This window comes from Pseudomonas sp. EL_65y_Pfl1_R83, assembly GCF_963970695.1.
Lineage (GTDB): Bacteria > Pseudomonadota > Gammaproteobacteria > Pseudomonadales > Pseudomonadaceae > Aquipseudomonas > Aquipseudomonas tritici.
This window is the reverse complement of record NZ_CAXAQI010000002.1, coordinates 58,459-72,031: the sequence shown is the minus strand read 5'-3', so window position 1 is coordinate 72,031 and position 13,573 is coordinate 58,459. Positions and strand designations below refer to the sequence as shown.

At 58.9% G+C, this 13,573-nt stretch carries 14 protein-coding genes; 3 read left to right on the top strand and 11 right to left on the bottom strand.

The genetic code is table 11. The features are described from left to right. Positions 1-43 precede the first annotated feature (43 nt). Both AACY08_RS02560 and AACY08_RS02555 read left to right on the top strand, forming a co-directional pair. Positions 44-766: a 1-acylglycerol-3-phosphate O-acyltransferase gene (locus tag AACY08_RS02560; protein WP_339467836.1), complete on the top strand. Its 723-nt coding sequence runs from the start codon at positions 44-46 to the stop codon at positions 764-766. Positions 767-893: 127 nt separating this feature from the next. Beyond that, on the top strand, positions 894-1,865 hold the full coding sequence (locus tag AACY08_RS02555; RefSeq protein ID WP_339467834.1) for a magnesium and cobalt transport protein CorA: 972 nt from the start codon (positions 894-896) through the stop codon (positions 1,863-1,865). Here AACY08_RS02555 and AACY08_RS02550 read toward each other — a convergent pair. From AACY08_RS02550 to AACY08_RS02540, 3 genes are all read right to left on the bottom strand, one after another. Continuing rightward, positions 1,862-2,587, bottom strand: coding sequence for an amidotransferase (locus tag AACY08_RS02550; protein WP_339467832.1), 726 nt, complete (start codon positions 2,585-2,587; stop codon positions 1,862-1,864). The genes AACY08_RS02555 and AACY08_RS02550 overlap by 4 nt on opposite strands. Positions 2,588-2,669: 82 nt before the next feature. Beyond that, the gene (locus AACY08_RS02545; RefSeq protein ID WP_339467830.1) at positions 2,670-4,817 is read right to left on the bottom strand and encodes a 3-hydroxyacyl-CoA dehydrogenase NAD-binding domain-containing protein; all 2,148 of its coding nucleotides are present in this window, start codon (positions 4,815-4,817) and stop codon (positions 2,670-2,672) included. A gap of 16 nt (positions 4,818-4,833) precedes the next feature. After that, positions 4,834-6,039: an acetyl-CoA C-acetyltransferase gene (locus AACY08_RS02540; protein ID WP_339467828.1), complete on the bottom strand. Its 1,206-nt coding sequence runs from the start codon at positions 6,037-6,039 to the stop codon at positions 4,834-4,836. A gap of 647 nt (positions 6,040-6,686) precedes the next feature. On the opposite strand from AACY08_RS02540, the gene AACY08_RS02535 reads away from it, so the two are divergent. After that, complete coding sequence (locus AACY08_RS02535; RefSeq protein ID WP_339468285.1) at positions 6,687-7,487, top strand: c-type cytochrome; 801 nt, start codon at positions 6,687-6,689, stop codon at positions 7,485-7,487. Between the two features lie 27 nt (positions 7,488-7,514). On the opposite strand, the gene AACY08_RS02530 is transcribed toward AACY08_RS02535, so the two are convergent. The 8 genes from AACY08_RS02530 to AACY08_RS02495 form a co-directional block, all read right to left on the bottom strand. Beyond that, positions 7,515-8,318, bottom strand: a complete 804-nt coding sequence (locus AACY08_RS02530) for a transglutaminase family protein (RefSeq protein WP_339467826.1) — start codon at positions 8,316-8,318, stop codon at positions 7,515-7,517. Next, positions 8,315-9,265 carry an alpha-E domain-containing protein gene (locus tag AACY08_RS02525; RefSeq protein ID WP_065873938.1) on the bottom strand — a complete coding sequence of 317 codons (951 nt, stop codon included), beginning with the start codon at positions 9,263-9,265 and terminating at the stop codon, positions 8,315-8,317. The genes AACY08_RS02530 and AACY08_RS02525 overlap by 4 nt, the downstream gene beginning before the upstream one ends. Positions 9,266-9,269: 4 nt before the next feature. Continuing rightward, positions 9,270-10,679 (bottom strand): circularly permuted type 2 ATP-grasp protein, encoded by a 1,410-nt coding sequence (locus tag AACY08_RS02520; protein WP_339467824.1) that lies wholly within the window; start codon positions 10,677-10,679, stop codon positions 9,270-9,272. 436 nt (positions 10,680-11,115) lie between these two features. Further along, entirely contained in the window at positions 11,116-11,457 is a 342-nt protein-coding gene (locus AACY08_RS02515; RefSeq protein ID WP_010208429.1) for a ribonuclease E inhibitor RraB, read from the bottom strand. Between the two features lie 213 nt (positions 11,458-11,670). Next, positions 11,671-11,907, bottom strand: coding sequence for a hypothetical protein (locus tag AACY08_RS02510; protein WP_339418867.1), 237 nt, complete (start codon positions 11,905-11,907; stop codon positions 11,671-11,673). 103 nt (positions 11,908-12,010) lie between these two features. After that, the gene (locus tag AACY08_RS02505) at positions 12,011-12,616 is read right to left on the bottom strand and encodes an START domain-containing protein (RefSeq protein WP_339467822.1); all 606 of its coding nucleotides are present in this window, start codon (positions 12,614-12,616) and stop codon (positions 12,011-12,013) included. A 41-nt stretch (positions 12,617-12,657) separates the two neighbouring features. Further along, positions 12,658-12,912, bottom strand: coding sequence for a YkgJ family cysteine cluster protein (locus AACY08_RS02500; RefSeq protein WP_049711955.1), 255 nt, complete (start codon positions 12,910-12,912; stop codon positions 12,658-12,660). Positions 12,913-13,074: 162 nt separating this feature from the next. Beyond that, positions 13,075-13,542: a translation initiation factor 2 gene (locus tag AACY08_RS02495; RefSeq protein ID WP_339418869.1), complete on the bottom strand. Its 468-nt coding sequence runs from the start codon at positions 13,540-13,542 to the stop codon at positions 13,075-13,077. Positions 13,543-13,573 lie beyond the last annotated feature (31 nt).

Below are 13,573 nucleotides of genomic sequence, written 5' to 3'. Positions count from 1 at the left end.
CATCCGTACACTGCGCCACCTTTTGTCTCCATAGGCCGTGTCGATGCTTTATCTGTTGCGTATGTTGTTGATGAGCCTGCACTTTATGCTCGCCGGTGTGCTGGGTGTGCTAGTAGGTATCTGCCGGCCATTCAATCCGGACAACAGCCGCCTGTGTGCCTACCTTTACGCGCTGCCGGCCATGTGGATTCTGCGTTTGAACGTAAAAGCCGATGTGGACTCGCTGCGCAATAAGCCCGGCACCTGCGTGGTGATCGCAAACCACCAGTCCAACTATGACCTGTTCGTCGTTGGCAATGTGGTGCCGTACCGCACGGTATGTATCGCCAAAAAAAGCCTGAAATGGGTGCCGCTGTTCGGCCAGTTATTCTGGCTGGCGGGCAATGTGTTGATCGACCGGGGCAATGCGCACAAGGCGCGCCGTGCGATGCTCACCACGACCCAGACGCTGCAACATAAAGACACGTCGATATGGGTGTTCCCGGAAGGTACGCGCAACCTGGGTAACGGTTTGCTGCCGTTCAAGAAGGGGGCGTTCCATATGGCGATCGCGGCGGGTGTGCCGATCGTGCAGGTGTGTGTCAGCAATTACGTCACTCACATGCGGCTTAATCGCTGGAACAGTGGTGATGTGCTCATACGTTCGTTGCCGCCAATTCCTACTAAAGGCATGACGGTGGATGACATCCCGGCGTTGATGCAGGCTTGTTATGCGCAGATGGATGAATGCATTGCGCGGATGGATCGCGAGTTGCGGGCGGCCTGAATAACGATCGTGGGCGGTTCGCACCCCAGCGCGAGCAAGCTCGCTCACAACAACGGCAGCTACAACGGAACGCCATTCAAGCTAAGCTGCCCAACATCTGTCCCCCCAATAAGAAGTGATCAGCACCATGGGTAGAGTTGTTGCGGCCGCCGTCTACAGCGCCGGTAAGAAAGTCTCTGATATAACCCTCGACGAAGGCGCCGCCTGGGCCGCCAAACCCGGTCACTTTGTATGGATCGGCCTGGAAGAACCCAACGCCCAGGAACTGGCCAACTTGCAACGCCAGTTCAACCTGCATGAGCTGGCCATCGAAGACGCTCTGGAAAAACACAGCCGCCCCAAGCTTGAAACCTTCGGCGATGCACTGTTTATCGTCACCTATTCACCGGTGCGCGAGAACGGCAAGCTGGAGTTTATCGAAACCCATATTTTTGCCGGTAATGGCTACATCATCACCGCACGCAACGGTCACTCGGCGTCCTACGGCTTTGTGCGCCAACGCTGTGAGGCGCGACCGCTGTTGCTGGAGCATGGGGAAGATTTCGTACTCTATGCGCTGCTGGATTTTGTCACCGAGAACTACCAGCCGGTGAGTGAAGCGATCCATGCCGAGATCGATGAGCTGGAGCGTAACGTGCTGTGCAGTTCGCTGAGTGAACGCGACATCCAGAAGATCCACGGCCTACGTCGCGACGTGCTGCGGCTCAAGCGTTACGTGGCGCCGATGGTGGAGATCAGCCAGGAGCTGCAGAAGCTGAGTTTCCCGTTTATCGACAAGAACATGCGCCCGTATTTCCGTGACGTGCAGATCCACGTGACACGGCAGATGGAAGACCTCACCACCCTGCGCGATATCGCCAGCCAGACCATCGAGATCGGTGTATTACTGGAGGCCTCGCGCCAGAGCGTGGTGCAGCGCAAGTTCGCCGCATGGGCGGCAATCCTGGCGTTCCCCACCGCGGTGGCGGGGATTTATGGGATGAACTTCCAGAACATGCCCGAGCTGCACTGGCACTACGGCTATTTTGCGGTGCTCGGGTTTATTGCGGCCGGTTGCACCGGCCTGTGGGCCAGCTTCAAGCGTTCGGGATGGCTTTAAACCCGGGCCTCGGGCTGGTGTGCCACAAAGCGCATCATCCATTCCGCCACAGTGGTGCCGTGGTGGTCGCGCTCAAGGCTGGCGACACCGTTTGTGTAGACCTTTTCACCCAGCGTTGTCTGAAGAATCTCCAGCAATTCGCGGGAATAGTCGTGGATAAATTCCGGGTGGCCTTGGAAGCACAGCACTTGATCGCCGATGTGGTACGCGGCGAACGGGCAAAACGCGCTGGACGCGATGACCGTGGCGTTTTCCGGCAGCGTGGTCACTTGGTCCTGGTGGCTGATCAATAGCGTCAGCTCTTCCACTTCCGGGCTCATCCACGGCGCCTTGGCGTCGAGCTTGTAATCGTGAATGCCCATGCCCCAACCCTGGCCGGCGCGCTCGGTCTTGCCGCCGAGCAGCAGTGCCAGTAACTGGTGACCGAAGCAGATACCGAGCAGCTTATCGCCGCGCTCGTAACGCTTGAGCAGATAGGTCTTGAGGGTCTGGATCCAAGGGTCGGTGCCGAAGGAGTCGGCCTTGCTGCCGGTCACCAGGTACGCGTCAAACACTTCATCGTCCGACGGGTATTCGCCATTCACCACGTTGTACACGACAAACTCGGCGGGTATAGGTTGCTTGGAGAACAGGCGCTTGAACATCTGCCCATACCCTTGGTATTGATCGATCAAGCCTGGACGCAGGATATCGGTTTCCAGGATACAGACGCGTAGCGACATAAAAAATACCTGACACGGTGATGGGAATAATGCACACCCCAGAGCCTGCCTTGAAATACCCCTTCAAGGCAAGCCCCCTTGATCACCGGAACACGTCACCCTCGGCAGCTTTTTCCAGCAATAAAGCCGGCGGTGTGAAGCGTTCGCCATACTGCTCGGCCAGATAGTGCGCGCGGGCGACAAAATCGTTCAGCCCATATTGGTTGATGAACTGCAAGGCGCCACCGCTCCAGGCCGCGAAACCAATGCCGAAAATCGACCCCACGTTAGCGTCCGCCGTGGACATCAACACCCCCTCCTCTAAACACCGCACGGTTTCGATGGCCTGGATAAACAGCAGGCGGTCGCGCACGTCCTGTGGCGAGATGCGTTGATCGGCCCGTTCAAAGCGGCTTTTCAGCTCCGGCCACAGGTACTTCTGCCCGCCGTTGGGGTACTCATAGAAACCGCCTCCCGCCGCCTTGCCGACGCGTTTGTATTCGTTGACCAAAAGGTCGATTACCGCTGCCGCCGGATGCGCTGGCACTGCCTTACCTTCCGCCTGCAGATCCTTGGCCGTCTGCTGCCTTATATGGCTCATCAGGCTCAGAGATACTTCATCCGACACTGCCAGCGGGCCCACCGGCATGCCGGCCTTGCGCGCTTCGGTCTCGATCATCGGTGCGGACACGCCTTCGCCAAGCATGGCGATGCCTTCGTTGGTAAAGGTGCCGAACACCCGCGAGGTGAAAAAGCCACGACTGTCGTTGACCACGATCGGGGTTTTCTTGATTTGCAGTACGAAATCGAAACCGCGGGCCAGGGTTTCGTCTGAGGTATGCGCTCCTTTGATGATCTCCACCAGTGGCATCTTGTCCACCGGGCTGAAGAAATGCAGGCCGATGAATTTGCCTGGATCCGGCACTGCTGTAGCAAGCCCGCTGATGGGCAAGGTGGAGGTGTTGGAAGCAATTACCGCATCGGCACCCACTACGCGTTGCGCTGCGGCGCTGACTTTAGCCTTGAGTTCGCGATCTTCGAACACGGCTTCGATAACCAAGTCGCAGCCGGCCAGGTCGGTATCGGAGGCCGTAGGATGAATCCGCGCCAAGATTGCTTGCCGTTGCTCAACGCTCAGTTGCCCACGGCTGACCTTTTTGTCCAGCAGCGCCGCGGAATGCGCCTTGCCCTTCTCGGCGGCCGCCAGGTTGACGTCCTTGAGCACTACTTCGACGCCTGCACTGGCGCTGACATAGGCAATGCCTGCGCCCATCATCCCAGCGCCGAGCACACCGACTTTGCCGGTGATGCAAGGCGCGAAACCCTGCGGACGTGAACTGCCGGCGTTGATCTCGTTTAGCTGGAACCAAAAGGTGCCGATCATGTTTTTCGCCACTTGCCCGGTCACCAGCTCGGTGAAGTAGCGAGTCTCGATGAGGTGCGCCGTGTCAAAATCTACCTGGGCACCTTCAACGGCGGCGCAGAGGATTTTCTCCGGGGCCGGGAAACAGCCATTGGTTTTACTGCGCAAAATCGACGGCGCAATTGCCAGCATCTGCGCAATTTTTGGACTGGACGGTGTGCCGCCGGGCATTTGGTAAGCCTTGGTGTCCCAAGGCTGCTTTGCATCCGGGTTGGCCAGAATCCAGGCGCGGGATTTGGCCAGCAGCTCTTCGCGGTTTGCCGCCAACTCATTGATCAACCCGGCTTGCAGCGCCTGTTGTGGCCTGACTTTTTTACCTTCCAGCAAATACGGCAGAGCCTTTTCCAGCCCCAGCATGCGCACCATGCGCACTACCCCGCCGCCGCCCGGCAGTAGGCCCAAGGTGACTTCCGGTAAGCCAAGCTGCACTGACTTGTCATCCAGCGCGACGCGATAGTGGCACGCCAGGCAAATCTCCCAACCACCTCCCAGCGCCGCGCCATTGATGGCAGCCACCACAGGCTTGCCGAGGTTTTCCAGGCGGCGCAGTTGCGCTTTCAGCACCAACACACCGTTGTAGAAATCCTTGGCGTGGGGCTTGTCGACCTTGATCAGTTCATTGAGGTCGCCACCGGCAAAAAACGTCTTCTTCGCCGAGGTGATCACCACCCCGGCAATGCTGTCCCTTTCCGCCTCCAGCCGCTCGACCGTTGCCGCCATGGCCCCGCGGTACACGCCGTTCATGGTATTGGCGCTCTGGCCGGGCATGTCGAGGGTCAGCACCACGATCCCGTCCTGGCCTTGTTCGTAACGAATTGCTTGGGTCATGACATATTCCTTGGGCTCAGAGGCGTTCGATGATGGTGGCGATGCCCATGCCACCGCCGACACATAGCGTGGCCAGGCCGTAGCGCTGCTGGCGTACTTCCAGCTCGTCGAGCAAGGTGCCGAGGATCGCGCAACCGGTGGCGCCGAGCGGGTGGCCCATGGCGATCGAGCCGCCATTCACGTTGACCCGCGCAGCGTCGATGCCCATGTCCTTGATGAATTTGAGCACGACAGCGGCAAACGCTTCGTTGACCTCGAACAGGTCGATGTCTTCGACACGCAAGCCGGCCTTGGCCAGCGCTTTGCGCGTTGCCGGCGCGGGGCCGGTGAGCATGATGGTGGGGTCGGTGCTGGTGACCGCCGTGGCGACGATGCGCGCGCGCGGTTGCAGGCCCAGCTCGCGGCCCATGGCCTCGGAGCCGATCAGCATCAGCGCGGCGCCATCGACGATGCCGGAGCTGTTGCCGGGAGTATGTACATGATGGATGCGCTCAACGTGGCTGTAGACCCGCAACGCGGTGGCGTCGAAGCCCATCTGCCCCATCATTTCGAAGCTCGGCTTGAGCTTGCCAAGGCCTTCGAGAGTGGAATCGCCGCGGATGAATTCGTCTTGGTCCAGCAGCACAATGCCGTTCTGGTCCTGCACCGCGATCAGCGATTTGTTGAAGGAACCGTCTGCACGCGCCCTGGCCGCTTTCTGCTGCGAATGCAGGGCAAAGGTGTCGACGTCCTCTCGGGTGAACCCTTCCAGGGTCGCGATCAGGTCAGCGCCAATGCCCTGGGGGGTGAAATGGCTGTGCATATTGGTTTGCGGGTCCAGAACCCAGGCGCCACCATCACTGCCCATGGGCACGCGGGACATGGACTCGACGCCACCGACCACGACTAAGTCTTCGAAGCCGGAGCGGACTTTCATCGCACCCAGGTTGACCGCTTCCAGGCCTGAGGCGCAGAAGCGGTTGACTTGTACACCGGCAACGCTGATGTCCCAATCCGCCACCAGAGCGGCGGTCTTGGCAATGTCGGCGCCCTGATCGCCCACCGGGGTCACGCAGCCGAGCACGATATCATCCACTTGATGGGTGTCGAGGTCGTTGCGCCGGGCCAGCGCCGTGAGCAAACCAGCCACCAGGTTCACTGGTTTGACGCTGTGCAAGGCGCCGTCCGCCTTGCCTTTGCCACGGGGCGTGCGTATCGCATCAAAGATCAAAGCTTGGGTCATGACGTCCTCGAACCGCTGTGCATGGATGCCTCTACCTTAGGCCCGATTGACACGGTTTCAATGACGGATGCGCTCATTGCTTTTGACCCCCACGCTCGGACGAACGGTAGCCTCCTAAGGTAATTGCGTGGTTAATCGTTTTAGCTGTCTAGCCAAGGCATTGGCGCCAAGATGGCGTTATGCCTCATGCCTATTTAAGCTGAACTGCTGATTGGCTGATATGAAATAGGTCTAAGCCACGAAGAACGAGGGCTCTAAGGTTGAATCAGTAAGAAGCTGCTGCCGGGTTTTGCTGGAGCAGCTGTAAGAAAAGTGACACGTCATCTCGCCATACTGAAATAAAACCGGCACGCATTTGACGCTCAGAAATAACAACAAAAGGCAGTCAGCCATGTTCAAACATTCGAAAGTACGTCAGGCGGGACTTATTCTATTCGCCACCACACTGATCCTGATCTTGCCCAACTTGACCAAGGTTATTGGGTGACTCCTCAACACTCACATTCCGCGCCTACACAGCACCGGGTTTGCCGCTTTTGGCAGCACCTGCCGGGACATTGCGCATAGCGGTCCTGCAGGGGCTGCCTTTTTATGTATGGATTTCCGGTATCGTGAGCACCCTCGCCACTGCACACCGGGCCTCCCTCTTGAAAGCCATCTTCGCTCTATTCGCCTTGCTGATCGGCCTGCCCGCGTCGGCGGCGCAATTGACCATCGAGCTCGACCACAGCAGCAAGACCTGGCAGACCGCCGACTTGCTCAAGCATCCGCACGCGCAAACGGTGCAGATCGTTGATGACGTTTCCTACAAGCGCACTATGACTTATCGGGCAGTGCCGCTGGCCTTGCTCCTACCGGGACTGAAACCTGAGAACCACCTGCAGGCTGTTGCCTTGGATGGTTTCGCCGCCGAGCTCACGGCCGCACCGCTGCTGGAAAAACAGGGCGCACGTGCCTGGCTGGCGGTGGAAGATCCCGCTCAACCGTGGCCTGCATTGACGGAAGGCAAACCGAGTGCCGGGCCGTTCTATCTGGTGTGGACCGATCCGCAAGCCGGGCATATCAGCCCTGAGCAGTGGCCGTTCCAGATCTCAGGGATCAAACAATTGAAGACCGTGGCGGAGCGCTTTCCGGCGTTGTTGCCCGACCCGAAACTGGCGGCCAATGACCCGATCAATCAGGGCTTTGCGCTGTTCCAGAAAAATTGCCTGGCCTGTCATCGCCTCAACGGTGCCGGTGACGCGCAGGTGGGGCCGGACTTGAATATTCCCTATAACCCCACCGAGTATTTTGGCGGTGATTTCCTCAAGCGCTATATCCGCGGCCCACAGAGTTTGCGGCATTGGCCGCAGGCGAAGATGCCAGCATTTGCGGCCAGTGTGTTGCCGGATGGTGAGCTGGATTTGCTGGTGAGGTATTTGAAGCATATGGCGGGGCGTAAATTGTAGAGCGGGTTTGCCCGCTCACTACATCCGTTATTGCTGCTGGACGGAAATCACCGGCGTCGGCGCCACAAACACCTTGGCATGCATCTGCTCATGCCCACCGCCCCGGCGCATGCCGCGTACCGGGCAAGCATCGAGGTAATCCAACCCCACCGCCAGTTTCAAATGCCGCTCCGGCCGGGCCAGTTGGTTGGTCACATCAAAGCTGTACCACGCGTCATCCAGCCAGGCTTCGGCCCAGGCGTGGCTGGCCAGGTGCGTACTGTCCTCAGTGTACAAATACCCCGACACATAGCGCGCAGGGATCCCAAGGCTACGCGCACACGCCAGGAACGCATGGGTGTGGTCCTGGCACACGCCTGCACGGCCAGCGAAGGCCTGGGCGGCACAGGTGTCGACGTCGGTCGCGCCAGGCGTGTAGACCATCGACTGGTTAAGCGCATGCATCAAATCAATCAGCGCTGTACGGTCGCGGCGTTGATGGCAGTGCTGGTGGGCAAAGCCGCGCAGGGCGTCATCAGGCTCGGTCAGACGGGTGCAACGCAGGAACGGGAACGCCGACTGGCTCTCATGTTCGGCCTCGCGCAACTCGTCGATATCCACCTGGCCGCGGGCGCCGATGATGATGGCGTCGTGCGGTTCATCCAGGGTCAGCACGTGCAGGATGTTGCCGAACGGGTCCACCTGGGCGCGCACCGGACGCGGCAGGTCGAGCTCCCAACTGAGTACGCGCTGGCGCTCGCTGTCGTGAGGTGTAAGACGCAGGTACTGGATGCTGGCGCGCACTTGGTCTTCGTAGTGGTAGGTGGTTTCGTGGCTGATGGAGAGTCTCATGCGGCCTCCAGGTAGGAACTGTAGATGGCGTCGCCCAACTGGCGAACCAAGGGAATGAAGTCGGTCAGCCAGGCGTGCAGGCCTTCCTCGAGGATTTCATCGATGGCGGTAAAGCGCAGGCGCGCGTCCATCTCGGCGGCCAGGCGCTGGGCCGGTCGGCCATTGAGGCCGGGCAGGCTGGCGAGGATCTGGTCAATTTCTTCGCTGCAGGCGCGTAATGAACGCGGTACGTCGGCGCGTAGCAGCAGTAACTCCGCGACCTGCCGGGCGCCGGGGGCATCACGGTAAATCTCGGTGTAGGCCTCGAACGACGACAAGGCGCGCAGCAAAGCGCTCCATTGATAGTAGGCGTGGGCCGTGCCATCGCTGACGGCTTCGGCTTGGTCGCCGGCCATTTCATAGCGGGCGTCCAGCAGGCGCAGGGTGTTATCGGCACGTTCGATAAAGGTGCCCAGGCGAATGAACCGGAACGCATCGTTACGCATGATGGTGCCGTAGGTGGCACCACGGAACAGGTGGGACCGTTCCTTGACCCACTCACAGAACCGGCTCATGCCATAGCGGCTCAAGCCCTGCTGAGCGATGTCACGAATATCAAGCCAGGTAGCGTTGATGTTTTCCCACATGTCGGCGGTAATTCGCCCACGCACCGCATGGGCGCTCGCCCTCGCTGCGCCGAGACAGCTGTAGATGCTGGCCGGGTTCGCCGCGTCCAGGGCAAAAAAGTGCAACAGCCGTTCGGCGTGCAACTCGCCGTGGCGCGCGTGGTAATCCTCCAGGGTGCCGGTGATCAACAGCGGCATGGCCAGTTCATGCAGGCCATCACCGCGCCCATCTTGAGGCATCAGCGACAGCGAATAGCTGACATCAAGCATGCGCGCGAGGTTTTCCGCGCGTTCCAGGTAGCGCGACATCCAGTACAAATCCGAGGCAGTTCTACTCAACATGGCATCAGTCCTCGACCACCCAGGTGTCTTTGGTGCCGCCGCCCTGGGACGAGTTGACCACCAGCGAACCTTCACGCAATGCCACACGGGTCAGCCCGCCTGGGACTACACGAGTTTCCTTGCCCGACAATACGAATGGGCGCAGGTCGATGTGGCGCGGCGCAATGCCGTTTTCGACAAAGGTCGGGCAGGTGGACAAGCACAGGGTCGGTTGGGCGATATACGCATGGGGCTTGGCCTTGATGCGCGCACGGAAGGCTTCGATTTCGGCCTTCGTGGACGCCGGGCCGACCAGCATGCCGTAGCCACCGGATCCTTGGGTTTCCTTCACCACCAGGTCCGGCAGGTTAGCCAACACGTGGGACAGTTCGTCAGGCTTACGGCATTGGAATGTCGGAACGTTCTTCAGGATGGGTTCTTCATCCAGGTAAAAACGGATCATCTCGGTGACGAAGGGGTACACCGACTTGTCATCCGCCACCCCGGTGCCGATGGCATTGGCCAGCACTACGTTGCCCGAGCGATAAGCCGCGAGCAGGCCAGGCACGCCGAGCATGGAATCCGGGTTGAAGGCCAATGGGTCGAGGAACGCATCGTCGAGGCGGCGGTAGATCACGTCCACGGCCTTGGGGCCATCGGTGGTACGCATGAATACGCGGTCATCGCGCACAAACAGGTCGGCGCCTTCCACCAGCTCCACGCCCATTTCCCGGGCCAGGAACGCATGTTCAAAGAACGCGCTGTTGAAGCGTCCCGGGGTCAGCACAACCACGCTGGGGTTATCCAGGGGGCTGGAGCTTTTCAGGGTGTCGAGCAGCAGGTTGGGGTAATGATCGATGGGCGCAATACGCTGGGCGGCGAACAGCTCGGGGAACAGGCGCATCATCATCTTGCGGTCTTCGAGCATGTAGCTGACGCCGCTCGGGGTACGCAGGTTATCTTCAAGCACGTAGTACGTGCCGTCGCCGTCACGTACGAGGTCGACACCGGAGACGTGGGAATACAAGTCGCGGTGCACATTCAAACCCTGCATAGCCAGTTGGTATTGCTCGTTGGCCAATACCTGTTCGGCTGGGATGATCCCGGCCTTGATGATGCGTTGCTCGTGATACAGGTCGGCGAGGAACATATTCAGCGCCTTGACCCTTTGGATGCAGCCGCGCTCGACAATCCGCCATTCGCTGGCGGGAATGCTGCGCGGGATGGTGTCGAATGGAATCAGGCGCTCGGTGCCCTGCTCGTCCCCGTAGAGCGTGAAAGTGATACCGGCGCGGTGAAACAGCAAATCGGCCTCACGCCGACGCTGGGCCAGCAGTTCAGCAGGGGTATCAGCCAACCAGCGCGCGAACTCGCGGTAATGCGGCCGGACCTGCCCTGCCCCGTCGTACATTTCATCGTAATAAGTGCGGATCATGCCGAACTCCTTGTCACCCGGGCGCTAGAACCATCGCAAGGCCCGTGCCAGCGGCATAAACACTTAAAAATCAGTGAGTTGAATAACCACCGAAATCCATTCGCACCGTCCTGGTGCGCAGAATGCCCGGTGCACTGCCCCCTGCTTCATCGCAATGCGGGCTTTGACTATCAACAGCATAGCCAGAGTTGATTTCGCTGCCCGGACAAGCCTACGGATAATCATCAACATCTGCTGAATAGGACGTGTCCTACAGCTCAACCCTTTGCGCGATCGGTAACGTAGTGCTTCGTATACCGACCTCCCGGTCTTCCCTTTCGGCCACCCTGCTCGGGTGGCTTTTTTTGGGCGCTGAAAAGACCTGGGTGGACGCCACAAACAAAATCGGCCGACCCAAAGGTCAGCCGATACGCTGTGTTTCTCATACTGCTCGCTGCTACATGGGTAACCCACGCACCTCCTGCTTCACGCCCCACCCCTCGATGATCCCGCCCAGCGGCTCGACCACCGCCCCAAAGTCTTGCTCGAAGTCTCCTATGCCGTCGTAGGTGGCAGACATGATTTTGCTCAGTTCCAAGTACCAGGCACCATCGTCGCGCGCACTGACTTGGGCATTCAGGGATTCCCCACGAAACTCACCCGCAGCCCTGCGCGCCCGTTCTTCATCAGGAAAAATGGCGTAGAACTCAATGGGGTGGAAACGTGAAAAGTCAAAACCGCCTTCTTTCATGCGGCGCAGAACATTGGTGCTGATGTCTTCTTGATAGGCTGTGCTCATGAAAAGTGCTCCTCAAACTGATGGATAGACTTTCCGTGCTTCCCGAAGCCCACGCCGCAATGGCGTAGGAGCTACGGCAATAACATCACCGCTGGAAAACAAGCATGTAGCTGACAAGACCAGTACCTAGCGATTCATTCGCTGATCTCACTTGCAGAGTAGCGCGAAGCTATCGCCTCCACCAGAGGTGCTTGAAGGGTGTACAGCGAATGTTCAGACAACAGGAGAGATGTCGAGGATCTGGATACTGTTCTGGTCTTTGAGGATCTTGACCGTAGGATCGGACTGACGGCCCTCAAGGTCGTTGAGGTCGAGTTCGGCGGCGACAGGCACCAGTTTGTTGCGAATCATGTGCGCAGCATCTTCGCGGCTAGGTTGTTGTTCGCAGGTGAACTGCTCCACGGACTGTACGCCGTGATCATCAACGAAAGTAATCTGCCACTTTTGCATCGGTGCCTCCTCGAAAAAGCCCGCGTGTGGGCTCACATTTATCTGGACCTTGAGGGGTCAGCAAACGTTCCACTCTGGGCAGGAAGCACCGGATCAATTGCGCTTATTTTTCAGCGTGTTCTTTCAAGGCTTTCAACGTGTTGAACGGCGCGTCCACCACGAACTTGTTGGCCAACCACGATGGCACGCTGCCGCCTGGCTCGGTGTGCACCTGATAAGTGACTTCGGTTTGGTTGTCGCCTTTTGGCACCAGTTTCCAGAAGCCTTCGACTTGGGCAACCCGTACGAAGCCTTTCTCTTCTGGCTGATAGGTCGGGACCTCCAGCAAGGTTCGGGTCACGCTGCCGTCAGCGCCCTTCGAGGTGGTGATTTTGAGGATCGAATCACGATCACTGACGGGGAACGGAGCATTGAACTGGGTGTAGGTGTAGCTGACGTCACCCTCGTGTTTCAGCAGTTTTTGCAATTTGCACTCGTGAATCCATTTGCAGGCACCCACTACGTCTTCCTGCAGCGCAACAATCTTGGCAACCGGCGCCTTGACCAAGGTCACACCGCGATACGCCTTGTACTTGGAACCGGCAACTTCGCTCAGGGACACCTTGATACCGTCTTCGTCCTTGGCGACTTGCCAATCCTCAGCCTGGGCAGTAGCAGCAAACAACACCGTAAAACCGCACAACACAGCCATTCGTTTCAGCGAACCCATAGGTGTATTCCTTATTGTTGAAGTTACGAGAGTAAAGCCCATCAAGCCGCCGTCATCTGCTCCCACCAGCCGATCAGACGGATGGCATCGGCCTGGTCGGTGCCGCAGACCTCGATGTCCGCCTTGAACTCACTGCACACCGCCGGGCGTTCAGGTTGCCCGAACAGCTGGCATAGCTGTTCGACCGACAGGTGCAGGCAGCGTTCGCCGGCCGGTTTGCCCTGTGGCATTCCAGGTAACGGCGAGCTGATGGAGGGGGCGATGCAGCAAGCGCCACAGCCTTCACGGCAATTCATGACCAGCAGGTCCTCGACGACTCAATGTGGATGGCCGGGCTAGAGTACGCCCTTAAACAGCCGTTTTAAAATGGTCTAACAGGGGTTTTTCGCAGAAAACAAACGTGACTGACCAGTCTGCGACAGATGGTCGGAGGGCGGCGTCACGTAGGTGAGAAAAGTTTACTGCTTGAACTCGAACTCCAACGCTGCGCCTTCCACTTCACGCCGCTCTTCATTGCGCAACTGCAGCTTCATCTCATTGCTGAGCAGGCGGCCGTTGATCTGAAATGCACTGTTGTCGGTGGGCTTCGCACCAAACATCGGCGGCAGCAGGGGCACGCTTTTGGGCTTGGCCATGGTGCCAATGGGCTGAAGGTGCCTGACCATGTCCGTTGGCAATGACAGATCCAACTGTGCCGGCGGCAATTGTGTCTGCGCCACTTCACGGGACGATTTGGATCGACTTGCCGCACGTTTTTTGGCCGCAGCACTTTGTTTCTTCACGGCGGGAGCTTTCTTGGCAGAGGTTTTCTGTTTCGAACTGGCAGTTGGCTTGGTTTCGCTCACAGGTGCTGCCGCCAGCGCGGTGCTGAAGTTGCACAGGCTTAACAGGCCAATCACACAAACAGCGCGAAAAATCGAGGTCATATTGCCTACAGCATTAACGGCAGAGGGCCAT